General features: G+C 72.7%; 14 protein-coding genes and 1 pseudogene. 9 read left to right on the top strand and 6 right to left on the bottom strand.

Going from position 1 to position 17,301, the window contains the following annotated elements; all coding sequences use genetic code 11:
- Positions 1 to 639: 639 nt before the first annotated feature.
- The 3 genes and pseudogenes from ACR68M_RS21850 to ACR68M_RS21840 form a co-directional block, all read right to left on the bottom strand.
- A pseudogene (locus tag ACR68M_RS21850) lies at positions 640 to 1,866 on the bottom strand (diguanylate cyclase domain-containing protein); the annotation flags it as partial.
- A 166-nt stretch (positions 1,867 to 2,032) separates the two neighbouring features.
- Positions 2,033 to 3,133 carry an adenylate/guanylate cyclase domain-containing protein gene (locus tag ACR68M_RS21845; protein WP_441245794.1) on the bottom strand — a complete coding sequence of 367 codons (1,101 nt, stop codon included), beginning with the start codon at positions 3,131 to 3,133 and terminating at the stop codon, positions 2,033 to 2,035.
- A gap of 210 nt (positions 3,134 to 3,343) precedes the next feature.
- Complete coding sequence (locus tag ACR68M_RS21840; RefSeq protein ID WP_441245793.1) at positions 3,344 to 4,288, bottom strand: biotin--[acetyl-CoA-carboxylase] ligase; 945 nt, start codon at positions 4,286 to 4,288, stop codon at positions 3,344 to 3,346.
- A 291-nt stretch (positions 4,289 to 4,579) separates the two neighbouring features.
- Between ACR68M_RS21840 and ACR68M_RS21835 the strand changes: the two genes are divergently transcribed.
- The 6 genes from ACR68M_RS21835 to ACR68M_RS21810 all read left to right on the top strand — a co-directional run bounded on the left by ACR68M_RS21835 (position 4,580) and on the right by ACR68M_RS21810 (position 10,199).
- Positions 4,580 to 6,172: an acyl-CoA carboxylase subunit beta gene (locus ACR68M_RS21835; protein WP_441245792.1), complete on the top strand. Its 1,593-nt coding sequence runs from the start codon at positions 4,580 to 4,582 to the stop codon at positions 6,170 to 6,172.
- Between the two features lie 51 nt (positions 6,173 to 6,223).
- Positions 6,224 to 6,448, top strand: a complete 225-nt coding sequence (locus tag ACR68M_RS21830; protein ID WP_441245791.1) for an acyl-CoA carboxylase subunit epsilon — start codon at positions 6,224 to 6,226, stop codon at positions 6,446 to 6,448.
- Positions 6,449 to 6,525: 77 nt separating this feature from the next.
- Positions 6,526 to 6,657 carry a morphogenic membrane protein MmpB gene (mmpB, locus tag ACR68M_RS21825; RefSeq protein WP_441245790.1) on the top strand — a complete coding sequence of 44 codons (132 nt, stop codon included), beginning with the start codon at positions 6,526 to 6,528 and terminating at the stop codon, positions 6,655 to 6,657.
- A gap of 72 nt (positions 6,658 to 6,729) precedes the next feature.
- Positions 6,730 to 7,326, top strand: coding sequence for a Maf family protein (locus ACR68M_RS21820; protein ID WP_441245789.1), 597 nt, complete (start codon positions 6,730 to 6,732; stop codon positions 7,324 to 7,326).
- A gap of 118 nt (positions 7,327 to 7,444) precedes the next feature.
- Complete coding sequence (locus tag ACR68M_RS21815; RefSeq protein WP_441245788.1) at positions 7,445 to 8,197, top strand: hypothetical protein; 753 nt, start codon at positions 7,445 to 7,447, stop codon at positions 8,195 to 8,197.
- 226 nt (positions 8,198 to 8,423) lie between these two features.
- Positions 8,424 to 10,199, top strand: a complete 1,776-nt coding sequence (locus ACR68M_RS21810; RefSeq protein ID WP_441245787.1) for an acetyl/propionyl/methylcrotonyl-CoA carboxylase subunit alpha — start codon at positions 8,424 to 8,426, stop codon at positions 10,197 to 10,199.
- A 145-nt stretch (positions 10,200 to 10,344) separates the two neighbouring features.
- Here ACR68M_RS21810 and ACR68M_RS21805 read toward each other — a convergent pair whose 3' ends face one another.
- Together ACR68M_RS21805 and ACR68M_RS21800 are read right to left on the bottom strand one after the other, a co-directional pair.
- Positions 10,345 to 11,235, bottom strand: a complete 891-nt coding sequence (locus ACR68M_RS21805) for a DeoR/GlpR family DNA-binding transcription regulator (protein ID WP_441251678.1) — start codon at positions 11,233 to 11,235, stop codon at positions 10,345 to 10,347.
- Between the two features lie 234 nt (positions 11,236 to 11,469).
- Positions 11,470 to 12,915 (bottom strand): NAD(P)H-quinone dehydrogenase, encoded by a 1,446-nt coding sequence (locus ACR68M_RS21800; RefSeq protein WP_441245786.1) that lies wholly within the window; start codon positions 12,913 to 12,915, stop codon positions 11,470 to 11,472.
- Positions 12,916 to 13,068: 153 nt separating this feature from the next.
- On the opposite strand from ACR68M_RS21800, the gene ACR68M_RS21795 reads away from it, so the two are divergent.
- The 3 genes from ACR68M_RS21795 (at position 13,069) to ACR68M_RS21785 (ending at position 16,350) form a co-directional block, all read left to right on the top strand.
- Complete coding sequence (locus ACR68M_RS21795) at positions 13,069 to 13,506, top strand: gamma-glutamylcyclotransferase (protein ID WP_441245785.1); 438 nt, start codon at positions 13,069 to 13,071, stop codon at positions 13,504 to 13,506.
- Positions 13,507 to 13,669: 163 nt separating this feature from the next.
- Positions 13,670 to 14,491: a purine-nucleoside phosphorylase gene (locus ACR68M_RS21790; RefSeq protein WP_441245784.1), complete on the top strand. Its 822-nt coding sequence runs from the start codon at positions 13,670 to 13,672 to the stop codon at positions 14,489 to 14,491.
- Between the two features lie 167 nt (positions 14,492 to 14,658).
- Positions 14,659 to 16,350 carry a phospho-sugar mutase gene (locus tag ACR68M_RS21785; protein WP_441251677.1) on the top strand — a complete coding sequence of 564 codons (1,692 nt, stop codon included), beginning with the start codon at positions 14,659 to 14,661 and terminating at the stop codon, positions 16,348 to 16,350.
- A 58-nt stretch (positions 16,351 to 16,408) separates the two neighbouring features.
- Here the strand turns inward: ACR68M_RS21785 and ACR68M_RS21780 are convergent, their stop codons facing one another.
- A complete protein-coding gene (locus ACR68M_RS21780; RefSeq protein ID WP_441245783.1) occupies positions 16,409 to 17,086 on the bottom strand; it encodes a PH domain-containing protein in 678 nt (225 codons plus the stop codon).
- Positions 17,087 to 17,301 lie beyond the last annotated feature (215 nt).

Below are 17,301 nucleotides of genomic sequence, written 5' to 3'. Positions count from 1 at the left end.
CGCTCGGACCCCCACGGCCCGCGACGGCGCCACTGTCCCACGCGACGGAACGGGTGAACAGGCCGGCCGGTCTCAGGGCGGGGGCGGCGAGGCCGGGCCGGAGAGGGCTACGGCGACCAGGGCGCGGAGGGCGGAGGCGACCTGGCCGAAGGGGAGGGTCGCATCGTCGGCGAAGAGTTCCAGCAGCCAGCCGCCGGCGGCGTTGCCGCCGCCTGCCGCGACCATGCCGCGGTAGCCGCTGACGACCATCATGGCCTCCTCGGCCGGGTCGTTGCCCGCGGCTCCGGCGCGCAGTGAGAAGGCCCCGCCCCGGACGGCGCGGCGGGTCTGCGGGTAGTGGCCGAGGTCGAAGACGGCGTCGGGGGCCTCGATCTGGGCGCGCTGGGTCTCGGCGCCGGTGCTGCTCGGGCCGCTGGTCATCCGGTAGACGGCGTGCTGGGCGGTGCGCATCAGCTGGGAGCCCGGCGGCACGTAGCTGACCCACCAGCCGACGGCGTCCAGCAGGCGGGCGGCCGACTCGGCGACCGTCACCAGCCGGTCGAGGGTGTCGGCCGGGTGGCTGGACCGGGTGGCGCTGCTGCGGTCCATCGCGGCCAGCACGACGGTGAGCAGCTGGCCCGGGTCGGCGCTGTGGGCGGCGCCCCGGAAGCGGCGGCGGTCGCCGGTGCCCGCCCGGCCGGGGCGGACCCGGGCGTCGGTGCGGTGGTGCGGGTCGGCCGAGTCGGCGAGCAGGACGGTCGGGTCGGGCGCGAAGCCGGGGCCGTGGCTGCGGCCGGCCACCACGGGGTGCGCGGAGCGGGCGGCCTTGGCGCGGTACTGGGCGGCGTCGGCGAGCCGGAACAGCCGGTCCGGGGTGGTGACGGGCCCGATCGCGTCGCCGGTCGAGGCGAGACCGCAGGCGACGCCCTCGCCGTCGGCCAGCGCCAGCGCCCGTGCGCAGAGCTCCTCGGCCACGGCGACCACCTCGTCCGCCTTCTGCCCCTCCGCCAGCAGGCAGAACTCGTCGCCGCCGAGCCGGGCCGCGAGGCTGCCGGGCAGCTTCGCGGCGGCCAGCGAGAGCTGGTGGGCGAACCGCTCCAGCAGCCGGTCGCCGACCTCGTGGCCGAGTTCGTCGTTGACCCGCTTGAGCCCGTTCACGTCGCAGACGACCAGGCTGACGACGGTGTTGTCCCGGTTGTGGGCCGCCAGTGCGCTCTCCAGCCGGGCGTCGACCGAGCGCCGGTTGGCGAGGCCGGTGAGCGGGTCGGTGAAGGCCAACCGCCGCAGGTCGGCGAGCCGCTCGGTCTGGGCCAGCCCGGCGGAGATCTGGGCGGCGAGCAGCGTGGCGTAGTCGGCGTCCGCCTCGGTGAAGACCGGCAGACCGATCGTCCGGGCCAGGTAGAGCTCGCCCCAGGCCTGGCCGTGCAGCACGATCGGCGCGACCAGGCAGCACTCACGCCCGCGTCGGCGCAGCCCGGCGGCGCGCTGCTGGCAGAACGCGCCGGCGCCCGGGTGCGCGTGGGGGGCGTCCGGAGAGCCGTCCTCGGCGGTCTGCACCCAGGCGCGCGGGAGTCGCCGGGTCGTCCAGTGCTCCTCCAGGTACGTCACGATCTCGGGGAAGTCCGCGACGGGGTACGACTCGTCGAGCGGCAGCTCCTCCTCGCCCGCCGCGAGGTCGCCGAAGTTGACGAGCACCCGGAGCCGGCCGGATTCGCGGTCCCAGACCGAGACGGCGGCCATCGTCGCGGAGAGGGCGGAGGTGGCGCGGACGGCGGCGGCGCGGACGGCCTCCAGCGGTGTCACGGCGGCGGCCATGTCCTGGGCCAGTTCGACCACCGCCTGCAGCCGCAGGTCCGTCGCCGACGGCACGTGCACGCTGTCCGTCATGGTCGCCTCACCGCTCACGGGGGTGCCCTCTTCGTCCGTGGGTGGTCGTCCGCGAGTCGGTCCTCCGCAGATCGGCCACCCGTAGGTTGGACTGTCCATCCTGGACCAAGATTATGGCTGTTTGGTGAGGGATTGCCCTATTTGTCAAGTAGGGATTTCGAGGGTGTCATGACACCCTGTGGCCGCTGCGGGAGAGCAGCCACGGCTCGACCAGGCCGAGGCCCCGGACGGGGCGCCGCCACATCGGCTGGAGGTGGAAGCGGTGCTCCGGATCGGCCGGGGCGTCGAGCGCGGGTGCCACGGTGCCGTTCTGCTCGAGCGCGGTGGCGAAGTCCCCGTCGATCAGCACGGCGTCCTTGGGCGCGATCGAGGTGAGCCGGCTGGCGAGGTTCACCGTGGTGCCGAAGACGTCGCCCATCCGCGAGGTGACGGCGCCGAAGGCCATCCCGACCCGCAGCTCGGGGATGGAGTCCTCCTTGGCGAGCGTCTCCACCAGGCTGAGCGCGATCTCGGCGGCGGTCGCCGGGTCCTCCGAGACGAAGAGGATCTCGTCGCCGAGCGTCTTGACGACCCGGCCGCCGTAGCCGGCGATCAGGTCGGAGCAGGTGTTCTCGAAGCTCTCGACCAGCTCGCCGAGCTCCTCCTCCTCCAGCCGCCGGGAGAGCCGGGTGAAGCCGACCAGGTCGGCGAAGCCCACGGCGAGGCGGCCGCTGGTGATCTCGGCGTCCTCGGCCGCCTGCACCACCCGCCCGGTGACGGCGGCCAGCTGGCGGCGCCAGACGTACACCAGGAACTGCTCCAGCTCCGGGAGCAGCAGCTCGACCAGCGGGTACGCCACCTCGGCCCTGGTCAGCCCGGGTTCGACGGACTGCGTGAGGTTGTCGAGGAAGGTGTCCATCTGCCAGCCCGCGAGCCGGGCGGTGGTCTGCCCGGTCGACCGGGCGACCTGGATCGCCATCGACTCGCTGAGCAGCCCCGACTCCACCAGCCCCGCGAGGCGGCGGAGCGCGATCACGTCCCCGTCCGTGAGGGCCCGCGACTGCCCGATGTCCGGGAAGCCCATCGCCCGCCAGAACCGCGTCGCCAGCTCCATCGGCACCCCGGCGGCGCGGGCCGCCTGGTACGGCGTGTACCGGCGGGGCGCGTCGAGGATCAGCCGTTCCAGATCCAGCGCGACCGTCTGGTCCTCCGCCGGCTCCGCCTCACCGTCGTGCCCACCTTCGTCTGCCACCGGCCCATCCCCGTGCGGTCGCCGCACTTGCCTCATGTCCTGCCTGTCCCAGGGCGCCCGACCACCGCTCGGGTAGTGGCGCGCCTCACACCGCTGCCAGGTGGAATGTTCGCACGGAATCGCGCGATCCGGGGCATCCGGACGGAACGGCCGGGGTCAGACCGACCGGCGGATGGGGGGTGGCGTCGCGTGCCGATGGCTCTCGCCCGGACGACTTCTCCTCAGTCGCCCATTTGCCGGTCGACCTCAGGAGCCTTCCGGCCGTACGTGCACGACGTCGCCCGCTGCGACGGGGTGCCGGGTGCCGTCGGGGGTGCGGACGACGAGGCGGCCGTCGCCGTCGACGGCGACGGCCTCGCCGGTCAGTTCACGGTCGCCGGGGAGGAGGACCCTGACCTGGCGGCCGAGGGTGGTGCAGCGGGCGGCGTAGGCGGGCAGCAGGCCGCTCGCGTGCGGGTCACCGGCGGCCGCGACCCACTCGGTGTAGAGCTCGCCGAAGGAGCGCAGCAGGGCGCGCAGGAGGGTGTCACGGTCGGTGACGGCGGCGCCGGCCAGGGCGAGCGAGGTGGCGGTCGGGACGGGCAGCTCGGACTCGCGGAGCGAGACGTTGATGCCGAGGCCCGCGATCACGGCGCCGCCGCTGAGTTCGGTGAGGATGCCGCCGAGCTTGCGTTCGACCCCGTCGGTCTCGGTCTGGAGGTCGTTGGGCCACTTCAGGCCGACCTCCGTCTCGGCGACCCGGCCGAGCGCCGAGGCGGCGGCGACGCCGACCAGGATCGGCAGCCAGCCGTACCGCTCGACCGGCACGCCCTCCCGTCGCCCACCGCCACCCTTCGCCTGACGCGCTTCGCGCGGCCCCTCCCCTGGCCGCAGCAGCAGCGAGAGGAAGAGGCCGGAGCGGGCGGGGGCCTGCCACTGCCGCTCCAGGCGGCCGCGCCCTGCGGTCTGCTCCTCGGCGATCAGCACGGCGCCCTGGGCGGCGCCCGCCTTGGCGCGGGTGGCGAGGTCGGTGTTGGTGGAGCCCGTCTCGGGCACGACCTCGACGGAGGTCCAGAGGCCGCCCGGCACGACCAGGTCGCGGGCCAGCCGGGCCGCGTCCAGCGGGGGCCGGTCGAGGTCGGTCCAGGGGGAGGGCCCGTCATGGCCGAGGCCACGCAGGCCGCTGCGGCGGGGGGAGTTCGGCTCGGTCACCTGGCCAGCGTACCGACGGAGCGTCAGCCCGGCAGATCCACAGTCCAGCAGATCGACAGTCCAGCAGGGCGACAGCCCGGCGGAGGACGGGCCGACGGCGGGGGACGGGCCGGAGATGGTCGCAGGCTGCCCTATAGTGCCGCAGGAACGCTGGTTAACACACTGTGTCGCTGGCCATAACCGCTAGGGCTCCGCGCTGGCTACGCTACTCAGCGGTAGTTCGTAGCGCCGCCCTGCCCTCAAGCAGAGTTCTGAACAGGTCGCGGCCCATGGATCAGGGAGAGCCACCGGATGACCGAGGCGTCGTACGACCCGCACACCACCGCAGGCAAGCTGGCCGACCTCCGGCGCAGGCTCGACGCGGCCGTGCACTCCGGCTCCGCCGCAGCCGTCGAGAAGCAGCACGCCAAGGGCAAGCTGACCGCCCGTGAGCGCGTGGCCGAGCTGCTGGACGATGACTCCTTCGTCGAGTTCGACGAGTTCGCCCGGCACCGCTCGACCAACTTCGGCCAGGCCGCCAACCGGCCGTACGGCGACGGCGTGGTCACCGGCTACGGCACCGTGGACGGCCGTCAGGTCGCCGTCTTCGCGCAGGACTTCACCGTCTTCGGCGGCTCCCTCGGCGAGGTCTTCGGCGAGAAGATCGTCAAGGTGATGGACTTCGCGCTGAAGACGGGCTGCCCCGTCATCGGCATCAACGACTCCGGCGGCGCCCGCATCCAGGAGGGTGTCGTCTCGCTCGGCCTGTACGGCGAGATCTTCCGCCGCAACGTGCACGCCTCCGGCGTCATCCCGCAGATCTCGCTGATCATGGGCCCCTGCGCGGGCGGCGCGGTCTACTCCCCCGCGATCACCGACTTCGTGGTGATGGCCGACCAGACCTCGCACATGTTCATCACCGGCCCGGACGTCATCAAGACCGTCACCGGTGAGGACGTCGGCATGGAGGAGCTGGGCGGCGCCCGCGCCCACAACACCAAGTCGGGCAACGCGCACCACCTCGCGGCAGACGAGAAGGAGGCGATCGAGTACGTCAAGAACCTGCTCTCGTACCTCCCCTCCAACAACCTGAGCGACCCCCCGGCCTACCCCGAGGAGGCCGACCTCGCCGTCACCGACGAGGACCTCGAGCTCGACACCCTGGTGCCCGACTCGGCGAACCAGCCGTACGACATGCACAAGGTCATCGAGCACGTCCTCGACGACGGCGAGTTCCTGGAGACCCAGGCGCTCTACGCGGGCAACATCATCACCGGCTTCGGCCGGGTCGAGGGCCACCCCGTCGGCATCGTCGGCAACCAGCCGATGGACCTGGCCGGCTGCCTGGACATCAACGCCTCCGAGAAGGCCGCGCGGTTCGTCCGCACCTGCGACAGCTTCAACATCCCGGTGATCACCTTCGTCGACGTCCCCGGCTTCCTGCCCGGCGTCGGCCAGGAGCACGAGGGCATCATCCGGCGCGGCGCCAAGCTGATCTACGCCTACGCCGAGGCCACCGTCCCGCTGATCACCGTCATCACCCGGAAGGCCTTCGGCGGCGCGTACGACGTCATGGGCTCCAAGCACCTCGGCGCCGACCTCAACCTCGCCTGGCCGACCGCCCAGATCGCCGTCATGGGCGCCCAGGGCGCCGTCAACATCGTCTACCGCCGGGAGCTCGCTCTGGTTGCCGGGTCCGCCGAGGACACTGCCGCCAAGCGCGCCGAGCTCCTCGCGGAGTACGAGGACACCCTGCTCAACCCCTACCTCGCGGCCGAGCGCGGGTACGTGGACGCCGTCATCGCCCCGAGCGAGACCCGGCGGCACATCGTCCGGGGGCTGCGGGCGCTGCGCGGCAAGCGCGAGGTGCTGCCGCCGAAGAAGCACGGCAACATTCCCCTGTAGGTCCCATGCAGGTCCCTTGTAGGTCCCACCCCTGTCGGAGAGGTACTGCACATGCCCCCCATCCAGGTCCTGCACGGGCAGCCGACCCCCGAGGAGCTGGCCACCGTCCTGGCGGTGGTCTCAGTCCGGGCCGCCGCAGCGGAGGCCGCCGCCCAGGCGGCCGCCCGCGCGGACGGCCCGGCCTCCGCGTGGGACGACCGGGCCCGCAGGCTCGCTCCCACCCCCCAGCCCGGCCCCAGCGCCTGGCGCACCTCCGGCTGGGCCGCCTGGCGCTGACCTCTCGCCGGGGCCCCTGCGGAACTTGAGTACGCGTACTCAAGCGCACCGCACGGGCCCCGGCGGAGGCTGGAGCCGTGCTCTGGTCAGACCCGCCCCCCGACGAACCCTCCCCCGAACTCCGCCGTCTGCGGCGCGCCTCCAGACGCTCGGTGCCGGTGATCGTGGGGCTGGTGCTGCTGATGGCCGTCCTGCTGCTGCTCCGCTGAGCCCGGCGCCCTGCCTGGACTGCCGGGACTGCCCGGTCCGGCCCGGTCCGGGCAGTCGTTAGGCTGACGGCCATGACCAGTCGTGCTGTTGTGCTCGCGTCCGCCTCCCCCGCCCGGCTCGGGCTGCTGCGACAGGCCGGGCTGGCCCCGCAGGTGATCGTGAGCGGTGTGGACGAGGACGCGCTGACCGCCGCGACCCCCGGCGAGCTGGCCCTGGTGCTGGCCGAGGCCAAGGCGCGCGCGGTCGCCGACGGGCTCACCGGCGGCGAGCTGGTGATCGGCTGCGACTCCGTGCTGGAGCTCGACGGGCTGGCCCTCGGGAAGCCCGCCGACGCCGCCGAGGCGCTGGAGCGCTGGCGGTCGATGCGCGGGCGCGACGGCGTGCTGCGGACCGGCCACTGCGTGATCGACACCGCGACCGGCAAGCAGACCTCCGCCACCGCCTCCACCACCGTCCGCTTCGGCACGCCCGACGACGACGAGGTGGCCGCGTACATCGCCTCCGGCGAACCCCTGCACGTGGCAGGGGCGTTCACCCTCGACGGCCGCTCGGCCCCGTTCGTCGACGGCATCGACGGCGACCCGGGCAACGTCATCGGCCTCTCGCTGCCGCTGCTCCGGCGGCTGCTGGCCGACCTCGGCATCCGGATCACCGACCTCTGGGCCTGACCGATTTCCGGTGCGGATCCGGACAGAACCGGGCCGGTACATCTGTCGTACCGATCCACCGCGGACCGGCTGCCGGATCGATAGGCTGGCGCCGCCGTCGACGTGGAGAGGAGCGGGGATGACCGACAGTGTGCTCAATGTGCTGCTCGGGTTGGTCGCGAGTGCGATCAGCGCCGGCCTGGGCTGGCTCGCCCAGACCCTGCGCCGCCGCCGACGGCTCGGCAGGGTGCGGGAGTTCTTCGGGATGCCCGGCGGCACCGAGTGCCTGCTCGTGGTCAACCGGCACGCCAGCGCGGCGAGTTCGATGAGCGTGCAGCGCAACGACGTGTACGCGCTGCTGGAGTTGGCCGCCCTGGTCAAGGAGTGCGACGCGCGCGCCGACATCGTCGCGCACGACGAGGTGCGTCAAGGGCTGGGCCGCAAGGCGGAGTTCTGCCTCGGCGGCCCCACCAGCAACGTCCGGACGGCGGCCCACCTGGCCAGCTGGCTGCCGGGCATATCCTTCACCGCGTCGAGCACCGACCCTGCGGCCGACCTGACCATCACGGCCGGCGACGAGCGCTTCCGCCACGAGCGCGGCAGCCACGCCGCGCCCGGCGGGCAGACGTACGCCCTGCTGGCGCGGCTGCACGCGGGCGGCGGTGACAGCCCGGTCTTCCTGATCGCGGGGCAGACCGCCGTCTCCAACCACGCCGCCGTGCGCTACCTGACGGCCCACCATCGGGAGCTGGCCCGCCGGTACGGCAAGGACGGCACGTTCGCGCTGATCCTGAGCGTCGTCAACCCCGGGGCGTACGGCCCCGATGTGGTGATCGAAGCCTCGGACGTGACCGCGAAGGCGCTCGCGACACCGACCCCGGTGGCCGCATGAGGGCCCCGTGTGGCGAAGGCCACGGCGCGGCGCGGGCGGCTGAAGCCAGGCTCCAGCCGCCGACTGCCGCCACGCGTAGCGTTACTACCAGCGGAGCGTCTCACTCCGTGCTCAGGTGATCACGCATTCGCGTAACGCTCCGTGTGGGCAAGCTCACCACCTGGGGCTACTCGCCGGTAAGACCCCGCAATCCCTAGACTCAACGAGGTTCAAGAAGGGAGCCACAGTGCGCAAGGTGCTCATCGCCAACCGCGGAGAAATCGCCGTCCGCGTCGCCCGAGCCTGCTCGGATGCCGGTATCGCCAGCGTCGCCGTCTACGCCGAGCCGGACCGGGATGCGCTGCACGTCCGCGCGGCCGACGAGGCTTACGCGCTCGGCGGCGACACCCCCGGCACCAGCTACCTGGACATCGCCAAGGTGCTCAAGGCAGCAGCCGACTCGGGAGCAGACGCCGTCCACCCCGGCTACGGCTTCCTGTCGGAGAACGCCGACTTCGCCCAGGCCGTCCTCGACGCGGGTCTGACCTGGATCGGCCCGCCTCCGCAGGCCATCCGTGACCTCGGTGACAAGGTCACCGCGCGGCACGTCGCCCAGCGCGCCGGTGCCCCGCTGGTCGCCGGCACGGCCGAGCCCGTCGCCGGGCCGGACGAGGTGCTCGCGTTCGCCCGGGAGCACGGCCTGCCCGTCGCCATCAAGGCGGCGTTCGGCGGCGGCGGTCGCGGCCTGAAGGTCGCCCGCACGATGGAGGAGATCCCCGAGCTCTTCGAGTCGGCCGTCCGCGAGGCCGTCGCCGCCTTCGGGCGCGGCGAGTGCTTCGTCGAGCAGTACCTGGACAACCCCCGGCACGTCGAGACCCAGTGCCTGGCCGACAGCCACGGCAACGTCGTGGTCGTCTCGACGCGCGACTGCTCGCTGCAGCGCCGCCACCAGAAGCTGGTCGAGGAGGCCCCCGCGCCGTTCCTCACCGACGAGCAGAACGCGGAGCTCTACCGCGCGTCCAAGGCGATCCTCCGCGAGGCGGGCTATGTCGGCGCCGGTACCTGCGAGTTCCTGGTCTCCCAGGACGGGCTGATCTCCTTCCTGGAGGTCAACACCCGCCTCCAGGTCGAGCACCCGGTCTCCGAGGAGGTCACCGGGCTCGACCTCGTCCGCGAGATGTTCCGGATCGCCGACGGCGAGGCCCTGGGGTACGACGACCCCGAGGTGCGCGGTCACTCGATCGAGTTCCGTATCAACGGCGAGGACCCGGGTCGCGGCTTCCTCCCGGCCCCCGGCACGGTGACGCTGTTCGCGCCGCCGTCGGGCCCGGGTGTCCGCCTCGACGCGGGCGTCGAGTCCGGCTCGGTCATCGGCCCGGCCTGGGACTCGCTGCTCGCCAAGCTGATCGTCACCGGCGCCACCCGCAAGCAGGCGCTCCAGCGCGCCGCGCGTGCGCTGGCGGAGTTCAAGGTCGAGGGCATGGCCACGGCCATCCCGTTCCACCAGGCGGTCGTCACGGACCCGGCGTTCGCGCCGGAGCTGACCGGCGGCGAGGGCCCGTTCACGGTCTACACCCGCTGGATCGAGACCGACTTCGACAACACCATCCCCGCCTTCTCGGGCGCGGGCGGCGACGCGGAGGAGGCCGACCAGCGCGAGACCGTCGTCGTCGAGGTCGGTGGCAAGCGGATCGAGGTCTCGCTGCCGTCCTCGCTGGGCGTCGGCACGGCGGCAGCGCCGGGCGCGGCGGCCGGTGCGAAGGCCAAGCGGCGGGTCGGCACCAAGAAGGCCGGTTCGGCCGTCAGCGGTGACACCCTCGCCTCGCCGATGCAGGGCACCATCGTCAAGGTCGCCGTCGAGGAGGGCCAGGTCGTCGCCGAGGGCGAGCTGATCGTCGTCCTGGAGGCGATGAAGATGGAGCAGCCCCTCAACGCCCACAAGGCCGGCACGATCGTCGGCCTCAAGGCCGAGGTCGGCGGCAGCGTGAGCAGCGGCGCGGCGCTCTGCGAGATCAAGGACTGACGTCCTTCAGATCTGAACAAGAGGCACCCCGAAGCCGACTGCGCAGCGGGGTGCCTCTTGCTGTCCGCTACGCCGGACGGCACGCGATCTTCCGTTTTCGCGCGCGCAGTTGATCAAAAAGGGGGCCCCGCGCCCCTGGCGGTGCTTACCGGACTCGTTCGGCGAGGCGGGCCGGGGGGAGTTGGCCGGGGCGGCGCTGGTTGGGGAGGGGGGCGCCGACGGGGCGGCGTGGGGGGACGGCGGAGCTCGGGGGGAGCTGCGGGGGGTGGGCGGCGGGTTCGGCCGCGAGGCCGAGGGAGGCGACGGCGATCTGGACGCCGCAGTCGGCGAGGGCGTCGAGTTCGCGGGCGGTCGGGTCCTCCGAGGCCGCGTGCTCGTCCGTCACCAGGCGGGTGATCGCCTCGGTGGGGACGGTCTGGAACATGGTGTCCGCGCCGAGCTTGGTGTGGTCGGCGAGGACGATGACCTCGGAGGCCGACTGCACCAGTGCTCGGTCCACGCTCGCGGAGAGCATGTTGGTGGTGGAGAGCCCGCGCTCGGCCGTCAGCCCGCTGCCGGAGATGAACGCCTTGGAGACCCGCAGCCCGTGCAGCGACTGCTCCGCACCGCTGCCGACCAGCGCGTAGTTGGACCCGCGCAGGGTGCCGCCCGTCATCACCACCTCCACCCGGTTGGCGTGCGCCAGTGCCTGGGCGACGAGCAGCGAGTTGGTGACGACCGTCAGCCCGGGGATGCGGGCGAGACGGCGGGCCAACTCCTGGGTGGTGGTGCCGGCGCCGACGACCACGGCGTCGCCCTCCTCCACCAGACCGGCGGCGAGATCGGCGATCGCGCTCTTCTCGGCGGCGGCGAGGTGGGTCTTCTGCGGGTAGCCCGGCTCCCGGCTGAAGCCGCCGGGGAGCACCGCGCCGCCGTGCCGGCGGTCGAGCAGCCCTTCGGCCTCCAGGGCCCGGACGTCTCGGCGTACGGTGACTTCGGAGGTCTGGACGACACGGGCCAACTCGCGGAGCGACACTGCTCCGTTGGCGCGCACCATTTCGAGGATCAACTGGCGACGTTCTGCTGCAAACACAGAACCGACGGTAACCTGAATGACCGTCTGCTTTCAGGCGTTTGCAGCTGGTAACGGGAAATGCTCACCTCGGACCAGCGTGCGACCGTACAATACGCGCCGTCAGCAAGCGGGGCCGCGCTCGGCTGCCCGGGTGAGCCCCTCGGGGAACGGCAGAGGCGGCCGCCGTCGGCGACCGCCTCAACTCACCTCAGCAGCTCAGGAGTCGGCATCCTCGCGCTTGCGGATGTGGAGCTGGCGGGCCGCCTCGGCGGTGGAGCCGGAGAGCGACGGGTAGACGGTGAACGCGCTGGCCACCTGTTCGACCGTCAAGTTGTTGTCCACGGCCAGCGAGATCGAATGGATGAGTTCGCTGGCGCGCGGGGCGACCACGACGCCGCCGACGACGATCCCGGTGCCCGGCCGGCAGAACAGCTTCACGAAGCCGTCCCGGATGCCCTGCATCTTGGCGCGCGGGTTGCCGCGCAGCGGGAGCTTCACCTCGACGGCGTCCATCTTCCCGCAGGAGACGTCGGCCGAGGTGTAGCCGACGGTGGCGATCTCGGGGTCGGTGAAGACGTTGGAGGAGACGGTCTTCAGGTTGAGCGGCTGCACCGCGTCGCCGAGCGCGTGGTACATCGCGATCCGGCCCTGCATCGCGGCGACCGAGGCGAGCATGAAGACGCCCGTGCAGTCACCGGCGGCGTACACGCCGGGGGCGCTGGTGCGCGAGACCCGGTCGACCTGGATCTGGCCCCAGTCGTTGAGCTTGACCCCGGCCTCCTCCAGGCCCATGTCGGCGGTGTTCGGGATCGAGCCGACGGCCATCAGGCAGTGCGTGCCCTTGATGACCTGCCCGTCCGCGAGCGTCACCTCGACGTGGTCTCCGACGACCTTGGCGCCCTCGGCGCGCGAGCGGCCCATGACGTTCATGCCGCGGCGGCGGAAGACCTCCTCCAGCACCTCGGCGGCGTCCGGGTCCTCACCGGGCAGCACCCGGTCGCGGCTGGACACCAGCGTCACCTTGGAGCCGAGCGCCTGGTACGCACCGGCGAACTCGGCGCCGGTCACGCCGGAGCCGACCACGATCAGCTCGCGCGGCAGCTCGTCCAGGTCGTAGACCTGCGTCCAGGTGAGGATGCGCTCGCCGTCCGGCTGGGCGTCCGGCACCTCACGGGGGTGGGCGCCGGTGGCGATCAGCACGGCGTCGGCGCGCAGCGACTCGACGGTGCCGTCGGGGGCGTCGACCAGGACCTCGCGGGAGCCGTCCACCGCCTGTCCACCGCCGCCGAGCCGGCCCTTGCCGCGCAGCACGGTGACCCCGGCCCGGGTGACCGACTGGGTGATGTCGTGCGACTGGGCGATCGCCAGGCGCTTGACGCGCCGGTTGACCTTCCCGAGGTCGACACCGACGACCTGGGCGGCATCGCCCTCGCCGTCGTTGACCATGATGCCCAGCTCTTCGTACGAGCCGTCGAAGGTGGTCATCACCTCCGCCGTCGCGATCAGGGTCTTCGACGGCACACAGTCCGTCAGCACCGCCGATCCGCCGAGACCGTCGCGGTCGACAACGGTCACCTCCGCGCCGAGCTGAGCAGCCACCAGGGCTGCCTCATATCCGCCGGGTCCGCCACCGATGATCACGATCCGAGTCACGTGCACCATTGTCCCGTACGCCGGGAGCGCCGCCACGCCGGGGGCGTTGCATTGTGGGGAACTCCGGGCCAACCGTGCGGTGAGCATGCCGGATCGGGGTGAATGTGACGCTGAACACTTCCGTTGACCGCCGCCGCCGCTCTCTCCCGTAGGCTGACGCCCATGCCCCTCTACGCCGCGTACGCCACCAACCTCGACGCCCGGCAGATGAGCCGGCGCGCCCCGCACTCACCACTGCGCGGCACCGGCTGGCTGGACGGCTGGCGGCTCACCTTCGGCGGCGAGCACCTCGGCTGGGAGGGCTCGCTGGCGACGGTCGTCGAGGACGAGAAGGAGCAGGTCTTCGTCTCGCTCTACGACGTCGCGCCGATGGACGAGGACGGGCTGGACCGGTGGGAGGGCGTGCAGCTCGGCATCTACCGGAAGACCAAGCTGCGGGCGCACACCCTGGACGGCGACATCTCGGTCTGGACGTACGTGCTCAACGACTACGAGGGCGGCCTGCCCGCCGCGCGCTACCTGGGGCTGATCGCGGACGCGGCGGAGAGTGCGGGCGCCCCGCACGACTACGTGCTCGACCTGCGCCGACGCCCCTGCTGAGGCCGGTCGCAGGGGGTGGTCGAGGTGTCTACGGAGGAATCTCCGAGCCGCAGGGCCGATATCCGGCCAGAGGCTGTCTTTTCGGGTCAACCGGGTAACGATCCGGCATGGCTTGGGCGGTTTGTTCTACGCGCGTAGGCGATTGCCGTCTATCCTCGGCGATGTGAACGCAACTCCTCAGTCGGTCGTCTCCACCGACCCCTACGCCGCCGCCCAGGCCGCCGCCGCCCGCCTGCGCGAGCTGACCGGCGCCGAGCGCCACGACGTCGCCCTGGTGATGGGCTCCGGCTGGGTGCCGGCCGCCGACGCGCTCGGCCACACCGTCGCAGAATTCCCGGTCACGGACCTCCCCGGCTTCCCGGCACCCGCCGTCGCGGGCCACTCCGGCAAGATCCGGTCCGTCCAGATCGGCGACAAGCGCGCCCTGATCTTCCTCGGCCGCAACCACTACTACGAGGGCCACGGCGTGGCCACCGTGGTGCACGGCGTCCGCACGGCCGCCGCCGCCGGTTGCAAGACCATCGTGCTGACCAACGGCTGCGGTGGCCTGCGCGAGGGCTGGGTGCCCGGCCAGCCGGTCCTGATCAGCGACCACATCAACCTGACGGCGGACTCCCCGATCGTCGGCGCGAACTTCGTCGACCTGACGGACCTGTACTCGCCGCGGCTGCGCCGGCTCTGCCGCGAGGTCGACCCCTCCCTCGACGAGGCCGTCTACGTGCAGTTCCGCGGCCCGCACTACGAGACCCCGGCCGAGGTCCACATGGCCCGGGTGATCGGCGGCGAGCTGGTCGGCATGTCCACCACGCTGGAGGCCATCGCCGCCCGCGAGGCCGGCGCCGAGGTGCTCGGCATCTCCCTGGTCACCAACCTCGCCGCCGGCATGACCGGCGAGCCGCTCAACCACGCCGAGGTGCTGGAGGCCGGCAAGGCCAGCGCCGAGCGGATGGGCGCACTCCTCGCGAAGGTCCTGGAGCGGATCTAGCACTCCCGCACAGCAGACACCTCAGGGGCGCGGGGAACTGCGCGACATCGGAAGACAGCAGAGCAGCAGTCTTCCGCCTCGCGCGGTTCCACGCGCCCCTGAGGTGTCCGAGTACGTACGGTTATTCCGCGACACCGTCCACCATTCCTCAGATGGAGCTGGCACCCATGGCGCAGGCACCCACCACCGACCTCCTCCTCCGGGCCCGGACCTGGCTGGCCGAGGACCCCGACCCGCAGACCCGCGAGGAGCTCGCCGGGCTGCTGGCCGCCGCCGAGGGCCCGGAGGGCCGCACCGAGGACCGGCTCGCCTGGTCCCGGCTCGCCGACCGCTTCGCCGACCGCCTCCAGTTCGGCACCGCCGGCCTGCGCGGCGAGCTGGGCGCCGGCCCGATGCGGATGAACCGCGCCGTGGTGATCCGCGCCGCCGCCGGGCTGGCCGCGTACGTCCGCAAGCAGGGCCTCGGCGACCTCGTGGTGATCGGCTACGACGCCCGCCACAAGTCGTACGACTTCGCCCGCGACACCGCCGCCGTCATGGTCGGCGCCGGGCTGCGCGCCGCCCTGCTGCCGCGCCCGCTGCCCACCCCCGTGCTGGCGTACGCGATCCGCCACCTCGGCGCCGCCGCCGGGGTCACCGTCACCGCGAGCCACAACCCGCCGCAGGACAACGGCTACAAGGTCTACCTCGGCGACGGCTCGCAGATCGTGCCGCCCGCCGACGCCGGGATCGCCGCCGAGATCGACGCGATCGGCTCGCTGGCCGAGGTGCCGCTCGCCGGGAGCGGCTGGGAGGTGCTCGGCGACGACATCGTCGAGGCGTACCTGAACCGCGCCGTCACCGTCGTCGACCCGGCCGGGCCGCGCGACCTCGAGGTCGTCTACACCCCGCTGCACGGCGTCGGCCGGGACGTCCTCGTCGCCGCCTTCGAGCAGGCCGGCTTCCCCGCCCCGACGGTCGTCCCCGAGCAGGCCGAGCCCGACCCGGACTTCCCGACCGTCGCCTTCCCCAACCCGGAGGAGCCGGGCGCGATGGACCTCGCGTTCCGTACCGCCGCGGCCGCCCGGCCCGACATCATCATCGCCAACGACCCGGACGCCGACCGCTGCGCCGTCGCCGTGCCCGACCACGACGGCGGCTGGCGGATGCTGCACGGCGACGACGTCGGTGCGCTGCTCGGCTCGGCCCTGGTCGCCAAGCGGGCCACCGGCACCTTCGCCACCACGATCGTCTCCTCCACCCTGCTCGGCCGGATCGCGGCCGCCGCCGGGGTCGGCTACGCCGAGACGCTCACCGGCTTCAAGTGGATCGCCCGCGCCGACGGCCTGCGCTACGGCTACGAGGAGGCGCTCGGCTACTGCGTCGACCCGGAGGGCGTCCGCGACAAGGACGGCATCACCGCCGCCCTGCTCGTCGCCGAACTCGCCGCCACGCTCAAGCGCAGCGGCCGCACGCTGACCGACCTCCTGGACGACCTCGCCCTGGAGCACGGCCTGCACGCCACCGGCCAGCTCTCCGTCCGGGTCGAGGACCTCTCGCTGATCGCCGACGCGATGCAGCGCCTGCGCGAGCAGCCGCCGACCGTGCTGGCCGGGCTGCGCGTCACCCGCGCCGACGACCTCACGGCCGGCTCCGCCGACCTGCCGCCGACCGACGGCCTCCGCTACTACCTGGCCGGGGACGCCGTCCGCTCGGCCCGGATCGTCGTCCGCCCCTCGGGCACCGAGCCGAAGCTGAAGTGCTACCTGGAGGTCGTCCTCCCCGTCCCCACCGCGGCCGACCTCGCCGGCACCCGTGAGCGGGCCGCCGCTCTGCTGGACGCGATCAAGCGCGACCTCGCGGCGGCTGCGGGCATCTGACACCTGGCCCGCCCGGCAGGGGCTCACCCCCGGCCGGGCGGGTCAGCTGACGACTGGGTCAGCTGACGGCGATGAGGGTGATGAAGGCGACCAGGCCGAGCAGGGTCGGGGCGATGATCCACCAGCACCAGCGCACGGAGACCTCGCCCACGGCCGCCGGGTTGGCCGCGTTGAGCTCAGCGGTCTCCCGGAGGGTGTCGACCACCTGGTCGGACCAGGCGCGGGTCGGGTTCGACTCGCCCGCTCGGACGGGGCGGCGGGTCGGCGTCAGCACACCCGGGGTGGCGGTGGACGGGTCACCGGCGGCCGCAGCCCTGACCTTGACCCGGTTGGCGCGCTTGCGCTGCCGCATCGAGACCGGGACGGCCCAGACCTGGTAGCTCTTCCCACCGGCGAACAGCTCGACCGAGTACCCCGACTTCAGGCCCTCGACCGAGGACCACGGAGCCTTGACGGTGCGCAGCGGGTTGCGGACCAGCAGGCGGCTGCTGTTGGAGTAGACGACCGGCCTGATCGTGTAGGCGACGATCGGCGGGACGAAGACCGGGACGGCGGCGAGCGCGATCCACGGCACCCGGCCGGTGCCGGTCAGGGCGGCATCGATGATCAGCCAACCCGCCACGACCAGCAGCAGCGCACCGGAGATCACACCGGGGACGGAGCGGTACACGCGGTCGGCGTACTTCGGCTCGGAGGCGGCACTGCCGGGGTCGGGCTTGCCGTCGGATTCGGTCATGGGGCCGATTGTGCCTCATGAGGCACGTGACCAGAGTTGACCGTGATCCGGTCGTGTTCACTCCGTACCTGGGCCGTACCCGGGCCGTGCCTGGCCCGTGCCTGGCCCGTACCTGGGCCGTGCCGCCGAAGGGCGTACCGGGAGGTATCGGAACCGCATCGGACGCCGCACCCCACTAGCGCGAGACTACGCGCGTAGATATGCTGGGGTTGTGA

Origin of the sequence: Kitasatospora sp. McL0602 (assembly GCF_052076145.1) — a bacterium.
Lineage (GTDB): Bacteria > Actinomycetota > Actinomycetes > Streptomycetales > Streptomycetaceae > Kitasatospora.
This window is presented reverse-complemented; position numbering and strand designations above follow the sequence as displayed.